The organism is Streptomyces sp. NBC_01477 (genome assembly GCF_036227245.1).
GTDB lineage: Bacteria > Actinomycetota > Actinomycetes > Streptomycetales > Streptomycetaceae > Actinacidiphila.
In genome coordinates, this window is record NZ_CP109445.1 from 6,937,962 (window position 1) to 6,964,172 (window position 26,211).

Genomic DNA, 26,211 nt, shown 5'->3' on the forward strand with positions numbered 1-26,211 from the left:
CGTCAGCCACGGGACTTGCGCAGTTCGCGTCGCGCGGCGGGATCGGCCCGCCGGAAACCGTGGAAGTGCCCCGGGTGGTAGAGGTGCGACCGTGTCCCCGACGCGGACAGCGCGGGCCCGACCAGGAAGAGCGTGTGCTTCCACAGCCGGTGCGCCTTGACCGTCTCCTCCAGCGTCGCGATCGTGCAGTGCAGCAGCAACTCCTCGGGCCAGCTCACCTGGTGGGCGACGATGACCGGCGTGTCCGTGCGGTAGCCGCCCTCCAGCAGCTCGGCGGCGAGCTGCCCGGACCTGGCGGCGGACAGGAAGACCGCCATCGTCGTGCCGTGCCGGGCGAACTCCCGTACCTCCTCGCCCGGCGGCATCGGCGTCTTCCCGCCGCCCAGCCGGGTCAGCACCACCGACTGCGCGACCTCCGGGATCGTCAACTCCCGCCCGGCGAGCGCCGCGACCGCCGAGAACGACGAGACGCCCGGCACGATCTCCACCTCGATGCCCAGCTCGGCGCACCGGTCGACCTGCTCCTGCGTGCCGCCCCACAGCGCGGGGTCACCGGAGTGGATACGCGCGCACCGCAGGTCCTCGCGCCGCGCCCGCTCGTAGACCGCGACGACGTCCTCCAGCGACATCGACGCCGAGTCCAGGATCTCCGCGTCCGGCCTGGCGTGCTCAAGGACGGCCGCCTGCACCAGGCTCGCCGCCCAGATGACGATGTCGGCCGCGGCGATGGCCTTCGCGGCCCTGAAGGTGAGCAGATCGGCCGCGCCGGGCCCCGCCCCCACGATCGTGACCTTGCCGCTCACTGTGCCTGTCCGTTCGCTTCTCCGCCCGCGCGGCGTCGGTTTGCGCCGTGTTTTGTCTGTGGCTGGGTGGCCTTGCGTGCGTCGCTCACTGTGCCTGTCCGTTCGCTTCTCCGCCCGCGCGGCGTCGGTTTGCGCCGTGTTCTGTGTGCGGCTGGGTGGCCTTGCGTGCGTCGCTCACTGTGTTTGTCCGTTCGCTTCTCCGCCCGCGCGGCGTCGGTTTGCGCCGTGTTCTGTGTGCGGCCGGGTGGCCTTGCGTGCGTCGCTCACAGCTTTCCTCCTCGGCCGTCCCGCCGTGCGGGCGCGATCAGCGTCGACAGATACGGCAGCGGTCCTTCGAGCAGTTGGGACGCCGGGCGGATCGACTCCTCGGGCAGGCCGAGCGCGCTGCCCCACACCGCGCCCCCGGTCCTGCCGGTCGCCTCCAGCGCCGCGGCGACCTCGGCCGCGAGCCGGCCGAACTTGTACGCCACGACCGTGCCGGGGCCTTCGAGCGCCGACTTGAGCACCGCGGTCCCCGCGGTCACCGGCACCAGCGTCAACGGCTCGGTGCCCTCGGTCAGTACAGCCCCGCTGCGGGCTGCCAGGTCCTGCATCGCGGTGATGCCGGGCACCGTCGCGACCGCCACCCCCGGCAGCAACTCACCGACCGTGTGCGCGAGATAGGTGAAGGTCGAGTACACGTTCGGGTCGCCGATCGTCGCGAACGCCACCGACCCGTGGGTACGGAGCAGGTCGGCCACCCGCGCACCCGCCGCGTCCCACGCCGCTTCCCTGCGGGCCCGGTCGGAGCGCTCGTTCAGCGCGAAGACCACCCGGACGATCCGGGACGCGTCCACGTAGTGCCGTACCGTCGCCTCGGCGCGGCCGGTCTCGCCGGTGTCCAGCACCGGCACCACGACCGCGCCCGCGGCGCGCATGGCGTTCACGCCCTTCACCGTCACCAGCTCGGGATCGCCGGGGCCGACCCCGACCCCGGTCAGTCGCAGGTCCATGCGGCACACCTCTCGACGAAACGGGTCGCGAGCGACGGCTCGGCGGCCCAGTGCAGATGCAGGTACGAGGCGTGCACGGATCCGTCCGCGAAGCCCTCGGTACGGCGTTCGGGGTGGGTGAAGCCCCACGCGGCGGCGGTGCCCGCGGGCGGGTCCACCGCCGTGCGGTGGAATTCGTGCCCGCGCAGCCGGGTGCCGGCCGCCGCCAGCGGGCTGTCGGTGAGCGCGACGGCTTCGCGGTAGCCGAGGGTGAGGCGGCCGGTCATCGTCGCCGTGACCGGCAGCCGGCCGCACATCGGGTGGCCGTCGAGGTCGCGGGCCAGATAGAGCAGGCCGGCGCATTCGGCTGCCAGGGGGGCGGGGGAGGTGGCGATCTCCTTGCGGAGGGCGGCGTTGGCGGAGAGGTCCTCGGCGTGGAGCTCGGGGAAGCCGCCGCCCAGGACCAGGCCCCGGGTGACCTCGGGGAGGGACTCGTCGGTGAGCGGGTCGAAGGGGATGACCTCCGCCCCTGCGGCGGTCAGCAGTTCCGCCTGCTCGGCGTAGTGGAAGGTGAAGGCGGGGCCGGTGGCGAGGGCGATGCGGGGGCGACCGAGGGGGGCTTCTTGCCCGGCCCGGCCCCTTCCCGAAACCGGTGCTCCGCCCCGGACCCCGGTCCCCGAGCGCCGGACGGGCTGGCTCTGATCGGCGGCCCCGGCCGCCACCTCCGTCGCCGGGTCCCACGGCAGCTCCGGGAGCGGCGGGGCCGTGCGGGCCAGGGACAGCAGGGACGGGAGGTCGCAGGTCTCGCGGACGCGGGTGGCCGCGGCGCGGACGAACTCGCGGGCCGCCGTGGCGCGTTCGGCGGCCGGGACCAGGCCGAGGTGGCGGGAGGGCACCACGAGGTCGGCGCCGCGCGGCAGCGCGCCCAGGCACGGGACGCCGACCTCCTCCAGCGCGTCGCGCAGAATCCGCTCGTGCCGCTCGGAGCCGACCTTGTTGAGGACGACCCCGCCGATCCGCAGCCGCGGGTCGAAGGACGCGAAGCCGTGGACGAGCGCGGCCACCGACCGGGCCTGCGCGGACGCGTCGACGACCAGCACCACCGGCGCCCGCAGGAGCGTGGCGACCTGGGCGGTGGAGGCGAGTTCGCCGTGGCCGGTGGCGCCGTCGAAGAGGCCCATCACGCCTTCGACGACGGCGAGGTCGCAGCCCGCGGCGCCGTGCAGGAAGAGCGGGGCGACGCGGTGCGGGCCGCACAGGTACGGGTCGAGATTGCGGCCGGGGCGGCCGGTGGCCAGGGCGTGGTAGCCCGGGTCGATGTAGTCGGGACCCACCTTGTGCGGGGACACGGCGAGGCCGCCGTCCGCGAAGGCGGCCATCAGGCCGGTCGCGACGGTGGTCTTGCCGCTGCCGGAGGCGGGCGCGGCGATGACGAGGCGGGCTACCACTCGATGCCCCTCTGCCCCTTCTGGCCGGTGTCCATCGGGTGTTTGACCTTGGACATGTCGGTGACGAGGTCGGCGGCCTCGACCAGCGCGGGCGGCGCGTTGCGGCCGGTGATCACGACGTGCTGCGCGCCCGGCCGGTCCCGCAGCACCGCCACGACCTCGGCGGTGTCGACCCAGCCCCAGTGCATCGGGTAGGCGAACTCGTCCAGCACGTACAGCCGGTAGGTCTGCGCGGCCAGGTCCCGCTTGACCTGCTCCCAGCCCTCGCGGGCGGCCTCCTCGTTGTTCTCGGGCGAGCGCTGCACCCACGACCAGCCCTCGCCCATCTTGTGCCAGGCCACCGTGCCGCCCTCGCCCGACGCACCGAGCACCCGCAGCGCCCGCTCCTCGCCGACCTTCCACTTCGCGGACTTGACGAACTGGAACACCCCGACCGGCCAGCCCTGATTCCAGGCCCGCAGCGCGAGGCCGAACGCGGCCGTCGACTTCCCCTTGCCGACACCGGTGTGCACGATCGTCAGCGGCCGGTTGCGGCGCTGCCGGGTCGTCAGGCCGTCGTCGGGCACCACATCCGGCTGTCCCTGCGGCATTACGCGGCCCTCCTGATGTCCTTGACCAGGGCGGACACCGTGTCGGCCCGCAGTTCGTCCAGCGTGACGGCGACCCCGGCCAGATCGGCGGCGAGCGCGCCCGCCAGGCCGAGGCGTACCGGGCCCGACTCGCAGTCCACGACCACCGCGGCCGTGCCCGACGCGGCCAGCAGCCGGGCCGCGCGGGCGCCGAGCGCCACCGGCTCGGGGCCGCCGGTGGCCCGCCCGTCGGTCACCACGACCAGCAGCGGGCGCCGCGACGGGTCGCGCAGCCGCTCGATCCGCAGCACCTCGTGCGCCTTGAGCAGGCCCGCGGCCAGCGGCGTACGGCCACCGGTCGGCAGCTTCTCCAGCCGCGCCGCGCCCGCGTCCACCGACGACGTCGGCGGCAGCGCCAGCTCCGCGCCCGTACCCCGGAAGGTGACCAGGCCGACCTTGTCGCGCCGCTGGTAGGCGTCCAGCAGCAGCGACAGCACCGCGCCCTTCACCGCCGACATCCGTTGCCTGGCCGCCATCGAGCCCGAGGCGTCGACCACGAAGAGCACGAGATTGCCCTCGCGGCCCTCCCGCACGGCCTGCCGCAGATCGTCCCTGCGCAGCACAAGCCCCGGCCCGCTGCGGCCCCTTGCCCGCTGGTACGGCGCCGCCGCCTGAACGGTCGCCGCCAGGTGCAGCGTGCCCAGCGCGCCGTCCGGGCGCCGGGCGCCGGTCGTACGGCCCTGCGCGGTCCGCGCCCGCGAGCGGCGGCCCGCCGCGCCCTCGCCGAGGCCCGGCACGGTCAGCGTCCGCGCCGTGAACGGCTCGGCCGCCGACGCCGCGGGCTGCTCGCGCGGCCCCTGGCCGCCGGGGGCCCGCGGCGGGCTGTCGGAGCCGGCGTCCCCCGCGGCCTGGTCCTGCGGCCCGGCCTGCCCCGGGTCCGGCTGCCCGCCGTCCCCGCCGCCGTCCGGGCCGCCGCCTCCGCCGCCGTCCCCGTCAGGACCGGGGTCCGGGTCGTCGTCCCCAGGGCCGCCGTCCGGCCCGGATTCCGGTTCGGCCTCCGCCCTGGCCTGCTCCAGCGTCTCGTCGAGTCTGCCCTCGTCGAGGCCCGGCGCGTCGAAGGGATTGCGGCGCCGCCGGTGCGGCAGCGCGAGCAGCGCCGCCTGCCGTACGTCCTCGGCCAGCACCACCGTGCGGCCCGCCCACGCGGCCAGCGCCGTCGCGGTGCGGGCCATCACGATGTCGGCGCGCATCCCGTCGACCTCGAAGGCCGCGCAGGTCGCCGCGATCTGCCGCAGGGCGGCGTCGCCGAGCCGTACGTCGGGCAGCAGCCGGCGGGCGGCGGCGATCCGTTCGCGGACGTCCTGCTCCTGCGGCGCCCAACGCGCCGCGAAACCGGCCGGGTCGGCGTCGTAGGCCAGGCGCCGCCGCACCACCTCGACCCGCTCGTCCGTCTCGCGGGACGCCGCGACCTCGACGGTCAGCCCGAAGCGGTCGAGCAGTTGCGGGCGCAGCTCGCCCTCTTCCGGGTTCATCGTGCCGACCAGCAGGAAGCGGGCCGCGTGCCGCACGGAGACGCCCTCGCGCTCGACGTAGCTCGCGCCCATCGCCGCCGCGTCCAGCAGCAGGTCGACCAGGTGGTCGTGCAGCAGGTTGACCTCGTCCACGTAGAGCACCCCGCGGTGCGCCGCCGCGAGCAGGCCGGGTTCGAAGGCCTTCACGCCCTCGGCGAGGGCGCGCTCGATGTCGAGGGCGCCCACGAGGCGGTCCTCGGACGCGCCGACCGGCAGTTCCACCAGCCGCGCGGGGCGTTCCGCGGCGCCGCCGTCCGCCGGGTGCGGGCCGTCGGGGCACTCCGGGTCCGCGGCACCCGGCTCGCAGGAGAACCTGCACCCGGGGACGACCCGCAGGCCCGGCAGCAGTGCGGCCACCGCCCGTACGGCCGTCGACTTGGCGGTGCCCTTCTCGCCGCGTACGAGGACGCCGCCCACGGCGGGGGACACCGCGTTGAGCACGAGCGCGAGCCGCAGGTCCTCCTGGCCGACCAGGGCGGTGAAGGGGTAGGGCGTCGTCACGATGACTCCTCGTCTCTGCGTGCGCTCCCACGGGAGCCCGGAACGAACAGCCCGTCCGGCGTTCGGGGACCGGGGTGCGGGGAGCGGCCCCGGTCGCGGGAAGGGGCGGGGGAGGGGCGGCAGCCCGCCGCGGGCGCGGTCACGCGTCGCCCTCCAGGTCGCCTTCCAGGGCGAGATAGGTCTCGCGCAGCCGCGCCAGCGTGTCCGGGTCCGGCTCCGCCCACAGACCCCGCTCGGCCGCCTCCAGCAGCCGCTCCGAAATCCCGCGCAGCGCCCAGGGGTTGGACTTCCGCATGAAGTCCGCGTTCTCCGGGTCGAAGACGTATTCCGCCGACAGCCGCTCGTACATCCAGTCGTCCACCACCCCGGCGGTCGCGTCGTAGCCGAAGAGGTAGTCGACGGTGGCGGCCATCTCGAAGGCGCCCTTGTAGCCGTGCCGCCGCATCGCCGCCATCCAGCGCGGGTTGACGACCCGGGCGCGGAAGACCCGGTGGGTCTCCTCGCCGAGCGTGCGGGTCCTGACCTGGTCGGTCAGCGCGCTGTCGCCGACGTAGGCCTCGGGCGAGGTGCCGGTGAGATGGCGGACCATGGCCACCATCCCGCCGTGGTACTGGAAGTAGTCGTCGGCGTCGACGAGGTCGTGCTCCCGGGTGTCGACGTTCTTGGCCGCCACCTGGATACGGCGGAAGGCGGCCTCCATGTCGCCCCGGGCGGGCCGTCCGTCCAGGCCGCGGCCGTAGGCGTAGCCGCCCCACACCGCGTAGACCTCGGCGAGGTCGGCGTCCGAGCGCCAGTTGCGGGCGTCGATCAGCGGCAGCAGGCCCGCCCCGTACGCTCCCGGCTTCGAGCCGAAGATCCGCGCGGTGGCGCGCCGCCGGTCGCCGTGCTCGGCGGTGTCCTGGTCGGCGTGCGCGCGCACGTAGTTGACGTCGGCGGGCTCGTCCAGCTCGGCGACCGCGCGCACCGCGTCGTCCACCAGCGCCACCACGTGCGGGAAGGCGTCCCGGAAGAAGCCGGAGATCCGGACGGTGACGTCGATACGGGGCCGGCCAAGTTCCGCCGCCGGGACGATCTCGAAACCGGTCACCCGGCGCGAGGCGTCGTCCCACACCGGCCGGCAGCCGAGCAGCGCCAGGATCTCCGCGATGTCGTCGCCCTGGGTGCGCATGCACGAGGTGCCCCACACCGTCAGGCCGACGGACGCCGGATAGCAGCCGTTGTCGGCGAGGTGCCGGGCGAGCAGCGAGTCGGCGAGCGCGGTGCCGACGTCCCAGGACAGCCGGGACGGGATCGCCTTGGGGTCCACGGAGTAGAAGTTGCGGCCGGTCGGCAGCACGTTGACCAGGCCGCGGGTCGGCGACCCCGAAGGCCCCGCGGGGACGTAACCGCCGCGCAGCGCCCGCAGGATGTGGTCGATCTCGTCGGTGGTGCGGGCCAGCCGGGGTACGACCTCGGCCGCGGCGAAGTCCAGCACCCGCAGCGCCGCGGGGACCTCCGCCCCGCCGAGCACCTCCCGTACGGTGTCGGCTGCGGACCCCGCCGCCCAGTCGCGCGACTCCATCGTCTCCGCGAGCCGCCTGGCCAGCTGCTCCAGCAGGTCCACGGCGTCCGAGGCGGTGCGCGCGGGTCCGCCGGCCAGGGCGGTCAGCGCGGACGGTACGGCCGCGGGCGCGCCGGGCTCGGCCAGCAGCTCCTTCTCGACCAGCCCGAAGTGCTCGGCGAGCGCCGCCCGCAGCCCGGGCAGCGCGTCACCGACGCCGCCCCACACCTGCGCGGAACGCAGCACCGCCAGCACCAGGTTGACCCGCGCCTCGCCGACCGGGCCGGCGCCCAGGATGTGCAGGCCGTCGCGGATCTGCACATCCTTGATCTCGCAGAGCCAGCCGTCGATGTGCAGCACGAAGTCGTTGAAGTCGCCGTCGCCGGGCTGCTCGTCCACATGCAGGTCGTGGTGCAGCTCGGCGGCCCGCACCAGTTCCCAGATCCGGCTGCGGATCGCCGGCGCCTTCGCCGGGTCGAGATCGTTCACCAGGGCGTATTCGTCGAGGAGTTGTTCGAGCTTGGCGAGGTCGCCGTAGGAGTCGGCGCGGGCCATCGGCGGCACCAGGTGGTCCACGACGGTGGCGTGGCCGCGCCGCTTGGCCTGGGTGCCCTCGCCCGGGTCGTTGACGATGAAGGGGTAGACCAGCGGGAGTTCGCCCAGGACCGCGTCGGGCGCGCAGCCAGCGGACAGCCCCAGGCCCTTGCCCGGCAGCCACTCCATCGTGCCGTGCTTGCCCAGGTGCACGATCGCGTCGGCGCCGAAGGTGTGCTCCAGCCAGCGGTAGGTGGCGAGGTAGTGGTGCGAGGGCGGCATGTCGGGGTCGTGGTAGATGGCGATCGGGTTCTCGCCGAAGCCGCGCGGCGGCTGGATCAGCACGACGACATTGCCGAACCGCAGCGACGCCAGCACGATGTCGTCGCCGTCGAGGTAGAGCGACCCCGGCGGCTCGCCCCAGTGCTCCAGCATCCCGGCCCGCAGGCCCTCGTCCAGGGTCGCGAACCACCGCTCGTAGTCCGCCAGCGGCACCCGCGCGGGCGCCGCGGCGAGCTGCTCCTCGGTCAGCCACTCCACGTCGTGGCCGCCCGCGGCGATCAGCCGGTGGATCAACTCGTCGCCTCCGGCTGGGTGTTCGCCGGTCCCGTAGCCCGCCGCCCGCAGCGCCTCCAGCAGTCGTACGGCCGAGGCGGGGGTGTCGAGGCCCACCGCGTTGCCGACCCGGGAGTGCTTGGTCGGGTAGGCGGTGAAGACCAGCGCCAGGCGCTTGTCCGCGTTCGGCTTGTGCCGCAGCGCCGCGTGCCGGACCGCGATGCCCGCGATACGCGCGGCCCGCTCCGGGTCGGCGGCATAGACCGGCACATCGCCCTCGCCGGTCTCCTTGAACGAGAACGGCACGGTGATCAGCCGCCCGTCGAATTCCGGGATCGCCACCTGCATCGCCGCGTCCATCGGCGACAGGGCCGCGTCGGACTCCTCCCACGCTTTGCGCGACGACGTCAGGCACAGGCCCTGGAGCACCGGCACGTCCAGCTCGGCGAGCGCGCCGATGTCCCACGCCTCGTCCGCGCCGCCCGCCGACGCGTCGGCCGCCACCGTCCCGCCGGCCGCCAGCACCGTCGCCACGATCACGTCGGCCCGGCCCAGCAGCTCGTACAGCCCGCCGTCCGCGGTACGAAGCGAACCGCAGTAGACGGGCAGGGCGTTCGCGCCGCGTGCCGTCACCGCCGCGCACAGGGTGTCCACGAAGGCGGTGTTGCCCGACAGCTCGTGCGCCCGGTAGAAGAGCACCGCGACCGTCGGGCGGTCCGGGTCGTGCGCCGGGTCGCCGTGCACCCCGAACTGCGGCATGGCGAGCGGCGCTTCGAAGCCCTCGCCGCTCATCAGCACCGTGTCGGACAGGAAGCGCGCCAGCTCCGCCAGGTTCGCCGGGCCGCCCTCCACCAGGTAGCGCAGCGCCTCGGCGACCACGCCCGCCGGGACCGTGGACAGCGCCATCAGCTCGGCGTCCGGCACGCTCTCGCCGCCGAGCAGCACCGCGGGCACACCCGACGCGGTGATCACCGCCAGGCCCTCCTCCCACGCGCGGCGCCCGCCCAGCAGCCGGACCACGGCCAGGTCGGCGCCCTCCAGCAGCCCGGGCAGCTCGCCGTCCGGGTCCACCCGGGACGGGTTGGCGGTGCGGTAGCGGGCGCCGCCCGGGTGCGCGGCCATCGCGGCGCGGGCGGCCAGCAGGTCGGTGTCGGCGGTGGACAGCAGCAGAACGGTGGTCATGGTGCCCCCGGTGGGACGAAGGGGAGTCCGGCGGGCGCGCCGTCCTCGATGAGCCGCAGCAGCGCGGCGGTGTCCAGGTGCTCTTCGACCAGGTCGCCGAGCCGGTCGAGCTGTGCTTCGCGCAGTGCGCCGAACTCGGTGTCGGGGGCCGGCACGAAGCGGCGGCCGGCCGCCGCGGCGACGCGGCGCAGGAAGGCCCGGCGGAAGCCGTCGCTCTCCAGGGAGCCGTGCCAGTGGGTGCCCCACACCGCGCCGACCCGGCAGCCGTCGAGGAAGTCCTCGTCGCCGCCGAGGACGTCGGCCACCCCGTGGTGGATCTCGTAGCCGGCCACCGGCTCGCCGTAGGCCACACCGGTGGGCCGGGCCAGCGTCTTGGCGGCGGCGAAGCGGATACGGGCGGGTAGCAGGCCGAGGCCCGGCACCGTACCGGCCCTGGACTCGACGTCGTCCTCGATGCGCTCGGCCAGTATCTGGAAGCCGCCGCAGATGCCCAGCACCGGGCGGCCCCCGGCGGCCCGCCGCTCCACCGCCGCCGCCAGGCCCTGTTCGCGCAGCCACGCCAGCGCCTTGACGGTGCCGCGGGTGCCGGGAAGCACCACCAGGTCGGCGTCGGCGACGTCCTCGGGGCGGTCGGTGAAGCGCACCGCGACACCCGGTTCCGCGGCCAGCGCGTCCAGGTCGGTGAAGTTGGACATCAGCGGCAGCGCCACCACCGCGACCCGCAGCACGTCCTCGCCGTACGGCCGCCCCGCCGCGGACTCCCTGACCCGCAGGCCGTCCTCCTCGTCGATGCCCAGGCCGCGCGCGTACGGCAGCACGCCGAGGGTCGGGCGGCCGGTGAGCTTCTTGAGCATGTCCAGGCCCGGTTCGAGCAGGGTGACGTCGCCGCGGAATTTGTTGACCACATAGCCGGCGATGAGCGCCTGGTCCTCGGGGGCGAGCAGCGCGGTCGTACCGAAGAAGGAGGCGAAGACGCCGCCGCGGTCGATGTCGCCCACGACGAGGGCCGGGATGCGGGCGCGGCGCGCCAGGCCCATGTTGACGATGTCGGTGCGGCGCAGGTTGATCTCGGCGGGGCTTCCGGCGCCCTCGCAGATCACCGCGTCGTACGAACGGCCCAGCTCGGCCAGGCAGTCCACGACCACGTCGAGCAACTCGCCCTGCCGGCCGCCGTGGTAGCCGCGCGCCGACATCTCGCCCACCGCCCGGCCCAGCAGCACGACCTGGCTGCTGCGGTCGCCGCCCGGCTTGAGCAGCACCGGATTCATCAGCGCGGAGGGCTCCACGCGGGCCGCCTGCGCCTGCATGGCCTGGGCCCGGCCGATCTCGGCGCCGTCCTTCGTGACGAAGGAGTTGAGCGACATGTTCTGCCCCTTGAAGGGGGCGACCCGCACACCGCGGCGAACGAGGAACCGGCACACCCCGGCGGTGACGACGCTCTTCCCGGCGTCCGACGCCGTCCCGGCGATCATCAACCCGTGCACGGCGGCGCCTCCTTGGGGGTGGGGCGCGCGGTCGGCCGGTGCCGCAGGGCCGGGGCCAGGACGCAGGCGCCCAAAGCCAGGGCGGAGACGCGGCGGGACAGCCGGATCGCGCGGGGGATGTCCGCGGAGGTGGGCGCCGGGAAGGCGGCGCCGAGGACGGGGCGGTGCTCGGTGCGGCCCGCGTAGGACAGGGTGCCGCCGAGGCGCAGCCGCAGGGCGCCCGCGAAGGCGGCCTCGACAGGTCCCGCGTTCGGGCTCGGGTGCGCGGCGGCGTCCCGGCGCCAGGTGCGCAGGGCGTCCACCGGGTGCGTGGACGCCAGCGCGGCCAGGGCCGCGGTGAGCCGGGCGCCGGGCCAGCCCGCGACGTCGTCGAGCCGGGCCGCGGCCCACCCGAAGCGCAAGTGGCGCGGCGAGCGGTGCCCGACCATGGCGTCGAGCGTGTTGACCGCCCGGAAGCCCGCGAGCCCCGGCACCCCGCAGAGCGCGCCCCAGACCAGGGCGCCCACCACGGCGTCCGACGTGTTCTCCGCGACCGACTCCACCACGGCCCTGGCGATCCCGTCGGCGTCGAGGTGCTGCGGGTCCCGCCCGCACAGGTGCGGCAGCCGGGCCCTGGCCGCCTCGATGTCCCCGGCGTCCAGCGCGGCGGCGACGGCCCGCGCCTCCGCGGCCAGCGACGTACCGCCCAGCACCGACCAGGTGCAGGCCGCCGTCAGCCCGGCCGACAGCGCGGCCGAGTGCCGTACCGCCCGCCCGGCGAGCGCGGCGGCACCCACCACGGCGCCGGTGCTCAGCGCCGTGTAAACGGCGCCGCTGAGCCGGTCGTCCCGCCACATCCGGCGCTCCAGCGCCCCCGCCGCGCGCCCGAACACCGCGACCGGATGGCCGCGGCGCGGGTCACCCGCGACGAGATCGCCGAGAAAGCCGAGCGCGGCGCCGTACGCGTGAACGCGATCGGCACGCATCAGCTCAGACCGCCGTCACACCCCGAGGGGTCGGCGTACACAAGGACGTACCGGGAAGGGCGCCGGGCATGGCAGGAGTCCTCACTCAGGGTCCGCGCCCTGGTTCGACGTGACCGGCGGTGAGAGTCTCCTGGCTCCCGGATCTACGCACTCCCGGTCTTCCAACCGGCGGGGCCGGCCGTGACGTACGGGTCGGGAGTGCACTCCCCGGTGACAGTGGCGGGACCGCGCCGGATTCGCACCGGACTTCCTCTCCTGCCGCCGTATGGCCCCCGCAGTCCACCATGCCCGCGCAGGCCCGTCAACCAGCCTGTGACCTGGGGCGACGGAGTGTGGTGAGGTCCACACCCCGCCGTGGGGCGCGGCTACTTGGCCACGATCAGCCAGATGCCCCAGGCCACGGCCGCCGTGCACGCGGCGAAGCAGGCGTAGGCCCCGCCGCGCGCCAGCGCGGCGCCGCCCGGCCGGGACAGGCCGACCACGCCGAGGGTGAAGACGCCGACGAGGCCGACGGTGGAGACCAGGGTGACGGCCAGGACCGAGCCGAGGGCGTGCCAGTCGATGCTCATACGGGACTCCTCGGGGTGGTCAGGCGGCCGTGGTGGTCGGGGCGGCGGGTCCGGCCGGCGCGATGGGCGCCGCCGGGGTCGGGACGGCGGCCGGCGGCTGGAGCACCGCGGCGATCGCCGCGGTCACCGCGCCCTGCGGCTCCGCGCCGAGGTCGTCGTTGACGTTGGTGTGGTTGACCGGCTTGCGGCGGGCCGCGGTACGGATCACGGCGCAGATCGCCAGGCCCGCGACGGCGACAACGGCCACGCCCCAGCCGCCCTGGTCGGCCAGCAGCGCCGCGCCGGCGGCCACCAGCCCCGCGGCGGGCAGCGTGAGCGCCCACGCGGCGACCATCCGCCCCGCGGTGCTCCAGCGCACCACCGCGCCGCTGCGGCCGAGGCCCGCGCCCATCACCGAGCCCGAGCAGACCTGGGTGGTGGACAGCGCGAAGCCGAGGTGGGAGGAGGCCAGGATGGTCGCGGCGGCACCGGTCTGCGCCGCGAAACCCTGCTGCGGCTGGATGTCGGTGATGCCCTTGCCCATGGTGCGGATGATCCGCCAGCCGCCTATGTACGTGCCCAGCGCGATGGCCGCGCCCGCCGAGACGATGACCCACAGCGGCGGGTCGGAGTGCGGGGCGATGACGCCGCCGGTGATCAGGGCGAGGGTGATGACGCCCATGGTCTTCTGTGCGTCGTTGGTGCCGTGGGCGAGCGAGACCAGGCTCGCGGAGGCGATCTGGCCCGCCCGGTAGCCCTTGGCGGTGGTCTGCGGATCGGCGTCGCGGCCGAGCCGGTAGCTCAGCCGGGTGGCCAGCGTCGCGGCGAGGCCCGCCACGACGGGGGCGGCGAGTGCCGGGATGAGGACCTTCATCACGACCGCCTCGCCGTGCACCCCGTGCCGGCCGACCGCGACCAGCGTGGCGCCGATCAGGCCGCCGAAGAGGGCGTGCGAGGAACTGGACGGCAGCCCGGCCAGCCAGGTCAGCATGTTCCAGACGATCGCGCCGACCAGCGCGGCGAAGATCATCGCGGGTTTGACGCCGGCGGACTCCTCGATGATGCCGCCGGAGATGGTCTTGGCGACCTCGACGGACAGGAAGGCGCCGACGAGGTTGAGCACGGCGGACATGGCCACCGCCGTCTTGGGCTTGAGTGCACCGGTGGAGATGGTGGTGGCCATCGCGTTGGCGGTGTCGTGGAAACCGTTCGTGAAGTCGAACACGAGTGCGGTGGCGATGACGATTCCGATCAGGAGCGTCATGTGTTCCATGGACCCAGGCAATCGTTCGATCGGACAGTGGCGAGGCGAACGTACGGATCATTGATGAACGGAAGGTGAACTGGCGGCGGACTCGCGGTGCCGACATGGCGCGGAGATGAACAGGGCCGGAACGGCACCCCGCGACGGGGGCCGCGTCACGGCCCCCCGCGTACCGCCACCGTACGCCTCAGGACCGGCCCGAGATCCGGTCGGCGTACCGCGCGACCGGGTCGGTGGCCGCGGTCCGCCCGGCCATCTCCCGCCGGTCGGCCCCCCGGTAGGCCGCGTACATCCCGCGCACCCCCGCCCACCGCAGCGGCTCCGGCTCCCAGCGCCGCACCCGGTGGCCCACCCACGGCAGCGCCGTCAGCTCGGTGCCGTGGCCCTGGCCCGAGTCCAGCCGCACCAGGTCCCGCAGCGTACGGGCGGCCAGATTCGACGTCGCCACCCCGCTGCCGACGTAGCCGCCCGCCCAGCCGAGGCCGGTCGTACGGTCCAGCTGCACGCTCGCGCACCAGTCCCGCGGCACCCCGAGCACCCCCGACCAGGCATGCGCCACCGCGACCCCGGCCGTCGCGGGGAAGAGCCGCACCAGCACCTCCCGCAGCGCGCCCACCGTACGGTCCGAGGTCCGCCCGTCGTTGTCGGTACGCGAACCGAAGCGGTACGGCACCCCGCGCCCGCCCAGCGCGATCCGGCCATCGGCGGTGCGCTGCGCGTACATGTACGCGTGCGCCATGTCGCCCAGCGTCTCGTTGCCCTCCCAGCCGATCGTCGCCCACAGCTCGGGCGGCAGCGGCTCGGTCACGATCATCGAGGAGTTCATCGGCAGCCAGGTGCGGCGCTGCCCCTTCACCGACGCGGTGAAGCCCTCGGTGCAGCGCAGCACATAGGGCGCGCGGACCGTGCCGTACGGGGTGACCGCGTGCTTGGGGCGGATCTCGGTCACCGTCGTCGACTCGTGGATGGTCACCCCGAGGCGCTCCACCGCCGCGGCCAGCCCCTGGAGCAGCTTCACCGGGTGCACCCGGGCGCCGTGCGGGGTCCAGGTCGCGCCGACCGTGCCCGCCGCCCTGATCCGCCGCGCCGACTCCGCCGCGCCCAGCAGCACCCGGTCCTTCTCACCGAAGGCCAGCTCCTGCTCGTGGTACGCCCGCAGCCGCGCCAACTGCGCCGGGGAATACGCCACTTCCAGCACGCCGCCCTGCTCGATGTCCGCGTCGATGCCCTCCGCGGCGGCGACCCGCACCACCTCGCCGACGGTCGCGTTCATCGCCTGCTGCAACGCGACCGCCGCGTCGTGGCCGTGCAGCTCGGCGTAGCGGTCGCGGCCCGCGATGCCGTTGTAGAGCCAGCCGCCGTTGCGCCCCGAGGCGCCGTAGCCGCAGAATCTCGCCTCCAGCACGGTGATCCGCAGGAAGGGCACCGCCTGCTTGAGGTAGTACGCCGTCCACAGCCCCGTGTAGCCGCCGCCGACGATCACGACATCGGCCTCCGCGTCCCCCGGCAGCGGCTCGCGCGGCAGCGGTATGCCGGTGCCTGCGTACCAGAACGAGATGCCGCCGTTGACGGTGGTCATAATGCACCTGCAATCGCTGTGGACCCCAGTGGTGTGCGGGGACGCTACTGCCCGCGCGGCGGCCACGGCAACGCCCGACCCGCGAAGGAGGCCGCCGTGCAGGACGCCGTCGAGAAAGCCTGGTCGGACGTGGTCGACACGGCCCGCCGCACCGTCGCCGACGGGCTCGTCGTCGGCACGTCGGGCAATGTGTCCGCGCGGGTCGGCGAGCTCGTCGTCGTGACGCCGACGGGAGTGCCGTACGACCGGCTGCGCCCGCACGACGCGGTCGCCGTCGACCTCGACGGGCGGCAGGTGCGCGGCGAACTGCGCCCCACCAGCGAACTGCCCCTGCACCTGGCCGTCTACCGCGGTACCGAGGCCCGCGCGATCGTCCATACGCACGCGGCGCACGCGACGGCGGTGTCCACCCTCACGGACCGGCTGCCGCCGGTGCACTACATGACCGCGACCCTCGGCGGGACCGTCCGGGTCGCCCCCTACGCCCTCTACGGCACCCCCGAGCTGGCCGAGGCCGCGCTGGCCGCCCTGCGCGGCCGTACGGCGTGCCTGCTGGCCAACCACGGCACGATCGCCTACGGCGAGACGCTGGACCGGGCGTACGAGCGCACGGCGCAGCTGGAGTGGATGTGCCGCGTCTGGCTCCTCGCGAGCGCTGCCGGCGTGCCTCGCACCCTCACGCCCGCCGACCTCGCCGCCGCGGCGGCCCGCTTCTCGTCCTACGGCCAGCGCGACGCCTGACGGCGGGCTCGGGGGCCCGCGGTCCGCGGCACCTTCGCGGCTGCCCGCGCCCGGGGCGCGACGCGGCCGCCGCGCGGGCGCCGGCGGCCACCGCCCCGGGCCAGGACGCGGGCGGGCCGGACGCGGGGACTAGCCACGACGGCGGGTTCGAATGGCCGGGACGGCGATGGTCGATGACACTGGAAGGGATGCGACTTCGAACCGCGGTGGTGACAGCCACCGCCACCCTGGGTGCCGGCACCGCCGCAATTGTGGCGGTCGGCCGGTACGGCTCACGTTTCGCCCTCAGGCCGTCCGCGGAGGACCCGGCGAAGGAGGGAGTGGTGACCGTCCACGCGGTCACCGCCGACCGCGTCGTGCTCACCAGGACCGTCGCGTCCGCCCGCCCCGGCACGTACGGCCTGACGGCCGACGGCCTGCACGCGCTGGCCGGCGACGTGGTGGACGGCACGGCCTACACCGTGACCAGGAAGCTGCTCGCGGTACCGCACGGCTCCCTCGACCCGGGCACCCCGGTCCGGCTCACCCCGCAGGTGCACTGCGGGAATCCGCGGACCGCGCTGGGCCTGGACTACACCGAGGTGGACGTACCGAGCGAGCTGGGCCCGCTGCCCGGCTGGTATCTGCCGGGCAGCCGCAACACCTGGGTGATCACCGTCCACGGCCTGGGCACGACCCGCGCCCACGCGTTGAACGTGCTGCCCGCCCTGCACCGCGACCGCTTCACCCAGCTGGCCCTGGGCTACCGCAACGACCCCGAGGCCCCGCCGTCGCCCGACGGCATCGCGCACCTGGGCCGTACCGAATGGCGCGACCTGGACGCGGCGATGCGGTACGCCGTCGACTACGGCGCCGAGCGCATCGTGCTGTACGGCTGGTCCACCGGCGCCACCATGGCGCTGCACGCCTCGCGGCTGTCGGCGCTCAAGGACCGGGTCAGCGGCCTGGTGCTGGACTCGCCGGTGCTCGACTGGCGGGCCACGGTCGCCGCCGCCGCCGAAGGGCACGGGCTGCCCGCCCCGCTGGCGCCGCTGGCCGTCCGCGCGGCGGAGGGCCGTTCGGAGCCGCACGGACGCTACGGCGGCACCGCACCGGCCGACCCCGCGCCGCCCCAGGTGCCCACCCTGGTCTTCCACGGCCCCGACGACACCCTCGCGCCCTGGGGCAGGTCCCGCGAACTCGCCGCGCGGCTCCCTGAGCTGGTGGTCCTGCACACCGTGCTCGGCGCCCAGCACGGGGCGATGTGGAACGCCGACCCGGCCACGTACGAGGAGACCCTGCGCCGCTTTCTGACCCCGCTCATGTGAGCGGCAACCGCCGGAAATCCCGGCCGATTGGGAATCTGGGCGTACAACGGCGAGACTGCTCCAGTGACGTCCCGTAGCCCGCGAGACACTCCGCTCCGCCTCGTCCCCCGCCGGCCGCTCACCGCCGCCCGCAGGACCGCGACAACGCGCAGGCCAAGGCCCCCGCGCCCGCCGGAAGGCACGCCTCCGCTGCCGGAACTCGCCCGGCTCGCCCGCACCGAACTCGCCGCCGCCGCACGGCTCGCCCGCTGGGCGGGCACCGCCCCCGGCAACGCGGGGCCGACCGGGATACTGCCCGCCGAGTCCCTCGCGGAGGCGGCCGCCGCCCTGGAGTTGACGCCCGGCCAGATCCGTACCGCCTGGGACCGCGCCAGGCTGTCCGGGCTGATCGAACTGCACGGCGGCGCCGCCCGCCCCGGCTGGCGGCTGCGCGCCTGGGACACCGACGACACGGCGGTGCTGCGCGGCTGGGTCGCGCTCTTCGACGCCTGGTCGCTGGCCCACCCCTTCCTGCCCGGCGACCGCAGCGGCCCCGACCCCGCCCTGGTCGCCGAAGTCGTGGAGGCGGCGCCGCAGTTGCTGTCCTTCCTGCACCTGTCGAACGGCCCCGTGCCGATCGACACGCTGCTCGACCTGCTGCGCCAGCGCGTCGCCGAATTGCGCACCGAACGCCACGAGCCGCCCGCCGACGGCGCGGGCGACCCGCTGCCGACCCTGCTCGACTGGACGCTGGAGGCCGCGGCGCGCGTCGGAGCGCTGAGCCCCCGCGACCCGCGGCGGCCCGACGAGGTCGCGCTCACCGCGCTGGGCAGCTGGGCGGTGTGGGTCAAGCTGGAGCAGATCTGCGTCGCCGCGCAGGGTCCCGCCGGGCACATGGAGCAGTCCGCCGCCACCATGCTCCGCGCCTGCGCCCGGCTCTCGCCGGGACCCGCGCGCGCCGAATACCGCGCCTGGCTCGCCGCCCGGCCCGTCGCGCCCGCCGTCGCCGAACTCCTCGACACCGCCCGCGGTGACGACGCGCTGCTGCGCGGCCTGGCCTTCGAGGCGCTGCGGGTCGTCGGCGACCCGGCGGAGCCGGCCGTACGCGGGGTGGTCGACGAGCCGGTGCTGCGCCCGTACGCGGTGCTGTGGCTCGCCGAACTCGACGGCGGCGACCCCGACACCGCGACCGGCCTGCTCACCCGGGAGGAGGCGACGTGGCTGTGGGTCGACACGGCGGCGGCGGTCGCGGACCACGGCGAGGACCATCTGCTGGTCAGCCACCTGGAGACGGCGGTCCAGGGCTCCGTCCCCGGACTCCTCGAAGAAGTACGTGACGTCGGTCACCCCCGCACCGTCCAGGTCCTCGTCGCCCTGGCCGCCGCCCACCCCGACCCCGTCCTGGCCAAGGCGATGCGCAAGGCCGCCTTCCAGGTCCACACGGGGGAGGCCTAGCCTCCGCGCCGCCGACCCGGCGTTGCCCCGCGCGGGTGGCTGCCCGCACAGTTCCGCCCCCAGCGCCCCTGGGCGCTGCCCTCTCCCGCAGAGGGGGCGGCCCCGCCCCAAAGGGTCGCGGGGAACTGCGCGCTCAGCCACAGCGCACCGCAGGTGTGAGCGCGACAGGAAGTGGCACCGACCTGGGGGCGCGGGCAACCACAGCGCACCGCAAGGTGCAACGCCACCGCAAGTGGCACGCACGTGGGGGCGCGGGGAACTGCGCGCTCAGCCACAGCGCACCGCAGGTGTGAGCGCGACAGGAAGTGGCACCCACGTGGGGGCGCGGGGAACTGCGCGGGCAACCACAGCGCACCGCAAGGTGCAACGCCACCGCAAGTGGCACCCCCCTGGGGGCGCGAGGAGCCACAGCGCACCGCAAGGTGCAACGCCACCGCAAGTGGCACCCCCCCGAGGGGTCGCGGGGAACTGCGCGAGGGCCCGCGGAGAAGCGACCCCACCGCACCGGGGGGAAAGCACGTCGCATGGGGCCAGTAGACTGGCCCCATGGCCGCACTGTTCCTCGATTAGCTCTGGCGTCACGACGCGCGCGACACGCCCACCCGGCCGTGAGGCCACCCGTTACGCCATGGAGCCAACCCCGTGATCACTGCCACCGGCCTAGAGCTGCGCGCCGGCGCCCGCATCCTCATCGAATCCGCCTCCTTCCGCATCGCCAAGGGCGACCGCATCGGCCTGGTCGGCCGCAATGGTGCGGGCAAGACCACCTTGACCAAGGTGCTGGCCGGCGAGGGCCAGCCCGCCGCCGGGAGCGTGACGCGGTCCGGGGAGGTCGGCTACCTCCCCCAGGACCCCCGCACCGGCGACCTGGACATGCTGGCCAGCGACCGCATCCTCGGCGCCCGCGACCTCGACGTCGTGCTGCGCAAAATGCGCGAGAACGAGGAGCGGATGGCGAACGGGAAGGGCGCCACCCGCGACAACGCGATGAAGAAGTACGCCCGGCTGGAAACCGAATTCCTCACCAAGGGCGGCTACGCCGCGGAGGCCGAGGCGGCCACGATCGCGGCGGCCCTCGGCCTGCCCGACCGCATCCTCGGGCAGCAGCTGCACACCCTGTCCGGCGGCCAGCGCCGCCGCGTGGAGCTGGCCAGGATCCTGTTCTCGGACGCGGACACCCTGCTGCTCGACGAGCCGACCAACCACCTGGACGCCGACTCGATCAGCTGGCTGCGCGACTACCTCAGGACGTACCGCGGCGGATTCATCGTCATCTCCCACGATGTGAACCTCATCGAGACGGTCGTCAACAAGGTCTTCTATCTGGACGCCAACCGCTCCCAGATCGATGTGTACAACATGGGCTGGAAGCTGTACCAGCAGCAGCGCGAGGCCGACGAGAAGCGCCGCAGGCGGGAACGCGCGAATGCGGAGAAGAAAGCCGCCGCGCTCAATTCGCAGGCCGACAAGATGCGCGCCAAGGCCACCAAAACCGTCGCGGCGCAGAACATGGCGCGGCGGGCCGACAAGCTGCTCGCCGGCCTTGACGCGATCCGGGTCTCCGACAAGGTCGCCAAGCTGCGCTTCCCCGACCCGGCGCCCTGCGGCAAGACACCGCTGATGGCCAGCGGCCTGTCGAAGTCGTACGGGTCGCTGGAGATCTTCACCGATGTGGACCTGGCGATCGACCGCGGCTCCCGGGTGGTCATCCTCGGTCTGAACGGCGCGGGCAAGACGACGCTGCTGCGGCTGCTGGCCGGGGTGGAGACGCCGGACACCGGCGAGGTCACCCCCGGGCACGGGCTGAAGCTCGGCTATTACGCGCAGGAGCACGAGACGCTCGACCCGGAGCGCACGGTGCTGGAGAACATGCGCTCGTCGGCGCCGGACACCGACCTGGTGGAGATCCGGAAGATCCTCGGCTCGTTCCTCTTCTCCGGCGACGACGTCGACAAGCCGGCCGGTGTGCTGTCCGGCGGTGAGAAGACCCGGCTGGCGCTGGCCTCGCTGGTGGTGTCGAGCGCCAATGTGCTGCTGCTCGACGAGCCGACCAACAACCTCGACCCGGCCAGCCGTGAGGAGATCCTCGGCGCGCTGCACACCTTCAGCGGCGCGGTGGTGCTGGTCACCCACGACGAGGGCGCGGTGGAGGCGCTGCAGCCCGAGCGGATCATCCTGCTGCCGGACGGCGTCGAGGACCTGTGGGGCCAGGACTACGCGGACCTGGTCTCGCTCGCCTGACCGGCCGCCGCGCGGGTCGGCGGCACGGCCGCCGACCTGGCCGGACGCGAAGTGATCATGCCGATTCGATCATTCGGCCCACCGCGGGTCCGTCATCTGTGTGAGTCGGGCTGGTACCGCTCGCGCTCGGGCCCTCGCGGGACGGCAGTGTCTGGTGATCAGTGGTGTGACGTCGGCAAACACCTTACCGACGGCCGCTGACCTGCTGGTATCGCGCGGGCGTGCGTCGCCGCGGCGAATTCGGCGGCGGAGATTTCCCGCCGGAGACCGTTCTTGGCCGCCTGTCGCGGCATTCAGGTTGCGATTGCCGCTGGACAGACCTTGTCGAATGGGTGGCCAGGAAGGCGCTTAGGGGTGATCATGAGAGTCCATAGCGCACTTCCCTGGAGGAGGCACGGGTGGCCGAGACTCTGAAGAAGGGCAGCCGGGTGACCGGCGCCGCGCGCGAGAAGCTCGCGGCGGACCTGAAGAAGAAGTACGACTCCGGAGCGAGCATCCGGGCACTGGCCGAGGAAACCGGCCGGTCCTATGGATTCGTGCACCGGATGCTCAGCGAGTCCGGCGTGACCCTGCGCGGTCGCGGCGGAGCTACCCGAGGCAAGAAGGCCGTCACGGCCTGAGCCGGCCCTGACGACCTGATCTCGACGGGCGGGCATCTCCCGCACCCAGCGGGCCGGCGTACCGAGCGGTTGGTTACTCTTCGGTAGTAGTCAATCCGTGGTCCGCTCGGAGGTGCCCGATGCCCGATGACAAGATCCTGCTCGAACGCGACGGAGTCCGCCTCGCCCTGGACGGCAGCGGTACCGTCGCCACCATCACCCTGTGCAACCCGGCCAAGCGCAACGCGCAGTCGCCCGCCCTGTGGCAGGCGCTGATCGATGCGGGCCGGACTCTGCCGGGGCCGGTACGCGTCGCGGTGCTGCGCGCCGAGGGGCCGTCCTTCTCCGCCGGGCTCGACCGGCAGGCGTTCACCCCCGAGGGCTTCGACGGCGAGCTGTCGTTCCTCACACTCGGGCGCGGCTCGGATGCCGAGCTCGACACGACCATCTCCACCTATCAGCAGGCCTTCACCTGGTGGCGGCGGACCGACCTGATCACGATCGCCGCTGTTCAGGGCCATGCCATCGGGGCCGGCTTCCAGCTCGCGCTGGCCTGCGACCTGCGGGTGTGCGCGGACGACGTGCAGTTCGCGATGCGCGAGACCAGCCTCGGCCTCGTACCCGACCTCACCGGCACCAAGCCGCTGGCCGAGCTGGTCGGTTACGGGCGCGCGCTGGAGATCTGCGTGACCGGCCGCTACGTGCACGGCGCCGAGGCGGAGCGCACCGGGCTCGCCAATCTCGTGGTGCCCGCCGCCGAGCTGGACGCCGCCGTCGCCGACCTGACCGCGGCCCTGCTGGCGCCGCCGCGCGACGCCGTCAACGAGACCAAGGCCCTGCTGCGTACCGCCCTGGCCCACTCCGAGACCGACCAGTACGCGGCGGAGCGCGCCGCCCAGACCCGACGGCTGCGCAGCCTGGCCGGCGCCGCCGAGTAACCCGTACGGACGCGGGGCGCGGTCAGAGCGTGTCGGTCACCACGACCGCCGTCGTCACCGGGCCCGGCGCGTCCGCCGCCGCGACGGGCCTGATCGCGGCGGTCACCGCGCGGGCCACCACGGACGGGCGGTGGCCCGCCGCCACCGCGAACTGGAGCTGGACGCGGCGGCCCGCGGCCGTACCGTCACCGGCCGCGGTGTCGCGGACCCGGACGCCCGCGCCGAGGCCGGCCAGCCGCCGGGTCAGCCGCAGCACCCCCGGCACGGCCAGCGCGGCGGCCTCCACCCGGGCCGCGGGTCCGCCGTCCGCCGGGCCCTCGCCCAGCTCGCGGACCGAGGTGCCGTCGTCCACCACGACACCTTCGAGGACCGGGTCCCGCGGCGGCTCGCCGTCGAGCAGCCCGGTGACCGCCAGGTCGACCGAGTCGACCGGCACGCCCAGCCAGTCCTGGGCCGTCGCCCACAGCGTGGCCCGCAGCCGGTCCGCGGTGCGCGGCAGCGGCTCGTCGAGCGCGGCCTCGAACCCGGCGCGGATCCGCAACGGCCGGTGCGGCAGCGCGCCCACCGGCGCGGCGTCGTCCACGTCCGCCGCCCCCGCCGTGTCCACGCCGGTGCCCGGGGCCGCGCCGCCGGTGTCCTCGGCCGTGTCCTCGGCCAGTTCCAGCGCCACCGTCCCGAGCCGCACGCCCGGTACGGCCGCCGCGGCGCGCCGCAGCGCGTGGACGGTCGCACTCTCGGTGATCCAGGCGGCGTCCCCTGTCCCGCCCAGCGGGAGGAGCCGCCCCAGCGCCACCTGCTCCCTTACCGTCCGGGCCAGTCGGTCCATGGTCACCAGGTTTCCCGCCTTCCGGTGCTGCCGACCACTCGATTGGGGGGTCGGTGATCCCCTCTGGGCGCATCCCCGCAGCGCTAACGGGCATGCGGACTTAGTGTGGTGCACGGAGCAGCCCAGACGAAGGGACGACTCGCGATGACGGACAGCGCGCAGCACAACCGGCCCGAGCCCGACGGCTCGTCAATAACGGCCGACAGCGGCAGAACCCTCGACAAGGGCGCCGCGGGCGGATCGGCCCGCAAGGTACTCGGCGACCCGGCGAGCCGGGGCCGCACCACCATCGCCGACGGTGTGGTGGAGAAGATCGCCGGCCTCGCGGCCCGCGACGTGGTGGGCGTCCACGCGATGGGCACCGGCCTGTCCCGTACGTTCGGTGCGGTGCGCGACCGCGTTCCCGGCAGTACGCGTTCGGTGACCCGCGGCGTCAAGGCCGAGGTGGGCGAGGTGCAGACCGCGCTCGACCTCGACATCGTCGTCGAGTACGGCGTGTCGATCGTCGAGGTCGCCCGCGCGGTGCGGGAGAACGTGATCGCGGCGGTGGAGCGGATGACCGGACTCGAAGTCGTCGAGGTCAATGTCGCCGTCGGCGATGTGAAGCTGCCGGACGAGGACGATGACGACGACCGTGAGCAGCGGGTCCAGTAGTGAGACCGGATCAGCACACGGGCCATGGGCCCCGCCCCGCAGCCGTCGGGGCGAGCGCAGCCGAGCGGACGGGAAACGGACGATGAGCATGGCGGTGATCGGCCTCGCGGCCGGAATGGCACTGGGCTTCGCCGGATATTTCGGCGGCTTCGGCGCCTTCCTCGTGGTGGCTCTGCTCGGAGCGGTCGGTTTCGTGGCCGGCAAGTTCTTCGACGGGGACCTGGAACCCGGCGACTTCTTCCGCTCGCGTGACCGCGACCGTGACCGGCGGCGCTGATGGCGTCAGCCGTACCCGGACCGCTCCCCGCCGCCGACCGCGGCGCGCTGCGGATCGCGGACCGGGTGGTCGCCAAGATCGCCGCCCAGGCGGCGGGTGAGGTGCTGTCCGACGCGCCCGGCTCCGACCTGGTGCCGCGCGACGCGGAACCGCACGCCTCGGTGTCGGTACGCAAGGACACCGCCCGGCTGCGGCTGGCCCTGGAGTTGGGCTACCCGGCGAACATCGGGGCGGTGTGCGGCACGGTCCGGCGGCATGTCACCGGCAGGGTCGAGGCGCTGACGGGTATGGATGTACCCGAGGTGGCCATCGAGGTGGAAAGGCTGCACTCCGCGGCGGCGCGCCGCAAGGGCGAGGGGAGGGTCGAATGAGCGACGACTCGGGCAGCCACGTCTACCGCGAACAGGACCCGGGTGATTCCGACGCCGACAACGCGCGGGTCAGTATCGCCAAACGGCCCGAGGACGAGCAGTACGCGGCGGCCCCGTCGGGTCTGCCCGGCAGCGGCCGGACCCGCAAGGTCCGCCGCTTCTGGTCCGGCCGCCGCGTCCCCGCCGCCCTGTCCGCGGCGGTGATCCTCGGACTCGCGGGCCTGTTCCTCTACGACATCGCGTCGGTCCGCGCCGACCGCAAGGCGATGAGCTGGCGGGTCACGCTCGCCCATCAGCTCGCCACCCGGCACCTGGACGACGTGTGGATCATCCTCGGCGCCGCGGTCGCCGCCGCGCTCGGCCTGTGGCTGCTGGTCCTCGCCCTGACCCCCGGGGACCGCGCGGTGCTGCCGATGGCCCGCAGCGGAACGGCGGGCGTCCGCGCGGGAATCGACCGGCACGCGGCCGAACTGGTGCTGCGCGACCGGGCGATGGAGGTCCCCGGGGTGCGCTCGGCCCGGATCGACGTCAGCCGCCGCAAGGTCAAGGCCCGCGCCACTTCGCACTTCCGCGAACTCGAAGCGGTGCGCGGCGATCTGACGACCGCGCTCGGCGAGGCCGTACGGCAACTGGGCCTGGCCAGGCCGCCCCAGCTGAGCATTCACCTGCAGCGGGCAGAGAAGAAGGGGTGACCGTGCGATGCGCACCACACTCAACCGGGTCCTCCTCGCGCTGATCGGCCTCATCCTGCTGGTGGTGGGGCTCTCGGTGCTGGTCGGCAGCCTCGACCTGCAACGGCACTGGGACTTCACGATGCCCCAGTGGTGGCCCTTCACCGGCCCCAAGGACGTGCTGCTCGCCAACCACGACAGGACCCGCTACCGCTCGGACGGGTGGTGGTGGCCGGTGGTCATCGCCGTGCTCGCGGTCCTGCTGCTGGCCGGCCTGTGGTGGCTGCTCGCCCAGGCCCGCACCAAGCGGCTGCGCCAGATCAGGATCGACAGCGGCGACGGGCAGGGCGCGCTGCTGCGCGGGCGCGCGGTGGAGAACGTGCTGCGCTCGGAGGCGGGGGCGTACGAGGGCGTGGAGTGGTCCAGCGCGGTGCTCACCGGGCGGCGGGGGACACCCGAGGCGCGGCTCGTGCTGGGCCTTGCCCCGCACGCCACGCCGCAGGAGGTCGTCACCGGCCTCGACACGGAGGTCCTGGAGCGGGCCCGCAATTCGGCGGGCCTTCCCGAACTCCCCGCAGAAGCGCGCCTCCGCGCGGTCCGCCACCGCGCCGCCCGCGTCAGCTAGCCCCCCGCGGGGC

Annotated in this window: 23 protein-coding genes and 1 riboswitch; of the genes, 11 read left to right on the plus strand and 12 right to left on the minus strand. The window is 74.4% G+C overall.

Annotation, left to right across the window (positions count from 1 at the left end):
• Positions 1 to 2: 2 nt before the first annotated feature.
• The 11 genes from cobM to OHA86_RS29530 all read right to left on the minus strand — a co-directional run bounded on the left by cobM (position 3) and on the right by OHA86_RS29530 (position 15,514).
• Positions 3 to 803 carry a precorrin-4 C(11)-methyltransferase gene (gene cobM / locus OHA86_RS29480; protein WP_329180081.1) on the minus strand — a complete coding sequence of 267 codons (801 nt, stop codon included), beginning with the start codon at positions 801 to 803 and terminating at the stop codon, positions 3 to 5.
• Positions 804 to 1,066: 263 nt separating this feature from the next.
• Entirely contained in the window at positions 1,067 to 1,795 is a 729-nt protein-coding gene (gene cobI, locus OHA86_RS29485) for a precorrin-2 C(20)-methyltransferase (protein WP_329180083.1), read from the minus strand.
• The gene (locus OHA86_RS29490; RefSeq protein ID WP_329180085.1) at positions 1,780 to 3,222 is read right to left on the minus strand and encodes a cobyrinate a,c-diamide synthase; all 1,443 of its coding nucleotides are present in this window, start codon (positions 3,220 to 3,222) and stop codon (positions 1,780 to 1,782) included. The genes cobI and OHA86_RS29490 overlap by 16 nt, the downstream gene beginning before the upstream one ends.
• Entirely contained in the window at positions 3,216 to 3,812 is a 597-nt protein-coding gene (gene cobO, locus OHA86_RS29495) for a cob(I)yrinic acid a,c-diamide adenosyltransferase (protein ID WP_329180087.1), read from the minus strand. Before cobO ends, OHA86_RS29490 begins: the two co-directional genes overlap by 7 nt.
• A complete protein-coding gene (locus OHA86_RS29500) occupies positions 3,812 to 5,863 on the minus strand; it encodes a putative cobaltochelatase (protein WP_329180089.1) in 2,052 nt (683 codons plus the stop codon). The genes cobO and OHA86_RS29500 overlap by 1 nt, the downstream gene beginning before the upstream one ends.
• A gap of 139 nt (positions 5,864 to 6,002) precedes the next feature.
• Positions 6,003 to 9,674: a cobaltochelatase subunit CobN gene (gene cobN / locus OHA86_RS29505; protein WP_329180091.1), complete on the minus strand. Its 3,672-nt coding sequence runs from the start codon at positions 9,672 to 9,674 to the stop codon at positions 6,003 to 6,005.
• Entirely contained in the window at positions 9,671 to 11,146 is a 1,476-nt protein-coding gene (locus tag OHA86_RS29510) for a cobyric acid synthase (RefSeq protein ID WP_329182603.1), read from the minus strand. The genes cobN and OHA86_RS29510 overlap by 4 nt, the downstream gene beginning before the upstream one ends.
• Positions 11,146 to 12,123 carry a cobalamin biosynthesis protein gene (locus tag OHA86_RS29515; RefSeq protein WP_329180093.1) on the minus strand — a complete coding sequence of 326 codons (978 nt, stop codon included), beginning with the start codon at positions 12,121 to 12,123 and terminating at the stop codon, positions 11,146 to 11,148. The genes OHA86_RS29510 and OHA86_RS29515 overlap by 1 nt, the downstream gene beginning before the upstream one ends.
• Before the next feature lie 123 nt (positions 12,124 to 12,246).
• A riboswitch (cobalamin riboswitch) is annotated at positions 12,247 to 12,376 on the minus strand.
• 112 nt (positions 12,377 to 12,488) lie between these two features.
• Positions 12,489 to 12,692 carry a hypothetical protein gene (locus OHA86_RS29520; RefSeq protein ID WP_329180094.1) on the minus strand — a complete coding sequence of 68 codons (204 nt, stop codon included), beginning with the start codon at positions 12,690 to 12,692 and terminating at the stop codon, positions 12,489 to 12,491.
• A 19-nt stretch (positions 12,693 to 12,711) separates the two neighbouring features.
• The gene (locus tag OHA86_RS29525; RefSeq protein WP_329180096.1) at positions 12,712 to 13,944 is read right to left on the minus strand and encodes an inorganic phosphate transporter; all 1,233 of its coding nucleotides are present in this window, start codon (positions 13,942 to 13,944) and stop codon (positions 12,712 to 12,714) included.
• A 178-nt stretch (positions 13,945 to 14,122) separates the two neighbouring features.
• Positions 14,123 to 15,514 (minus strand): NAD(P)/FAD-dependent oxidoreductase, encoded by a 1,392-nt coding sequence (locus tag OHA86_RS29530; protein ID WP_329180097.1) that lies wholly within the window; start codon positions 15,512 to 15,514, stop codon positions 14,123 to 14,125.
• Positions 15,515 to 15,610: 96 nt separating this feature from the next.
• Here OHA86_RS29530 and OHA86_RS29535 point away from each other — a divergent pair, with 96 nt between their 5' ends.
• The 6 genes from OHA86_RS29535 (at position 15,611) to OHA86_RS29560 (ending at position 22,774) form a co-directional block, all read left to right on the plus strand.
• Positions 15,611 to 16,255, plus strand: coding sequence for a class II aldolase/adducin family protein (locus OHA86_RS29535; protein WP_329180099.1), 645 nt, complete (start codon positions 15,611 to 15,613; stop codon positions 16,253 to 16,255).
• A gap of 188 nt (positions 16,256 to 16,443) precedes the next feature.
• Positions 16,444 to 17,562, plus strand: coding sequence for an alpha/beta hydrolase (locus tag OHA86_RS29540; protein ID WP_329180100.1), 1,119 nt, complete (start codon positions 16,444 to 16,446; stop codon positions 17,560 to 17,562).
• A 63-nt stretch (positions 17,563 to 17,625) separates the two neighbouring features.
• The gene (locus tag OHA86_RS29545) at positions 17,626 to 18,996 is read left to right on the plus strand and encodes a hypothetical protein (protein ID WP_329180102.1); all 1,371 of its coding nucleotides are present in this window, start codon (positions 17,626 to 17,628) and stop codon (positions 18,994 to 18,996) included.
• Between the two features lie 642 nt (positions 18,997 to 19,638).
• The gene (locus tag OHA86_RS29550) at positions 19,639 to 21,237 is read left to right on the plus strand and encodes an ABC-F family ATP-binding cassette domain-containing protein (protein WP_329180104.1); all 1,599 of its coding nucleotides are present in this window, start codon (positions 19,639 to 19,641) and stop codon (positions 21,235 to 21,237) included.
• 398 nt (positions 21,238 to 21,635) lie between these two features.
• Complete coding sequence (locus OHA86_RS29555; RefSeq protein ID WP_031522969.1) at positions 21,636 to 21,857, plus strand: helix-turn-helix domain-containing protein; 222 nt, start codon at positions 21,636 to 21,638, stop codon at positions 21,855 to 21,857.
• Between the two features lie 119 nt (positions 21,858 to 21,976).
• On the plus strand, positions 21,977 to 22,774 hold the full coding sequence (locus OHA86_RS29560) for an enoyl-CoA hydratase/isomerase family protein (RefSeq protein ID WP_329180112.1): 798 nt from the start codon (positions 21,977 to 21,979) through the stop codon (positions 22,772 to 22,774).
• Between the two features lie 22 nt (positions 22,775 to 22,796).
• Here OHA86_RS29560 and OHA86_RS29565 read toward each other — a convergent pair whose 3' ends face one another.
• Complete coding sequence (locus tag OHA86_RS29565; RefSeq protein ID WP_329180114.1) at positions 22,797 to 23,600, minus strand: nucleopolyhedrovirus P10 family protein; 804 nt, start codon at positions 23,598 to 23,600, stop codon at positions 22,797 to 22,799.
• A 144-nt stretch (positions 23,601 to 23,744) separates the two neighbouring features.
• Between OHA86_RS29565 and OHA86_RS29570 the strand changes: the two genes are divergently transcribed.
• From OHA86_RS29570 to amaP, 5 genes are all read left to right on the plus strand, one after another.
• Positions 23,745 to 24,254 (plus strand): Asp23/Gls24 family envelope stress response protein, encoded by a 510-nt coding sequence (locus tag OHA86_RS29570; protein WP_329180116.1) that lies wholly within the window; start codon positions 23,745 to 23,747, stop codon positions 24,252 to 24,254.
• A gap of 82 nt (positions 24,255 to 24,336) precedes the next feature.
• Positions 24,337 to 24,531, plus strand: a complete 195-nt coding sequence (locus OHA86_RS29575) for a hypothetical protein (RefSeq protein ID WP_329180118.1) — start codon at positions 24,337 to 24,339, stop codon at positions 24,529 to 24,531.
• Positions 24,531 to 24,902, plus strand: a complete 372-nt coding sequence (locus OHA86_RS29580; RefSeq protein ID WP_329180120.1) for an Asp23/Gls24 family envelope stress response protein — start codon at positions 24,531 to 24,533, stop codon at positions 24,900 to 24,902. The genes OHA86_RS29575 and OHA86_RS29580 overlap by 1 nt, the downstream gene beginning before the upstream one ends.
• Positions 24,899 to 25,594 carry a DUF6286 domain-containing protein gene (locus OHA86_RS29585; RefSeq protein ID WP_329180122.1) on the plus strand — a complete coding sequence of 232 codons (696 nt, stop codon included), beginning with the start codon at positions 24,899 to 24,901 and terminating at the stop codon, positions 25,592 to 25,594. Before OHA86_RS29580 ends, OHA86_RS29585 begins: the two co-directional genes overlap by 4 nt.
• A gap of 7 nt (positions 25,595 to 25,601) precedes the next feature.
• Positions 25,602 to 26,198 carry an alkaline shock response membrane anchor protein AmaP gene (gene amaP / locus OHA86_RS29590; RefSeq protein ID WP_329180124.1) on the plus strand — a complete coding sequence of 199 codons (597 nt, stop codon included), beginning with the start codon at positions 25,602 to 25,604 and terminating at the stop codon, positions 26,196 to 26,198.
• The last annotated feature ends 13 nt before the right edge of the window (positions 26,199 to 26,211 follow it).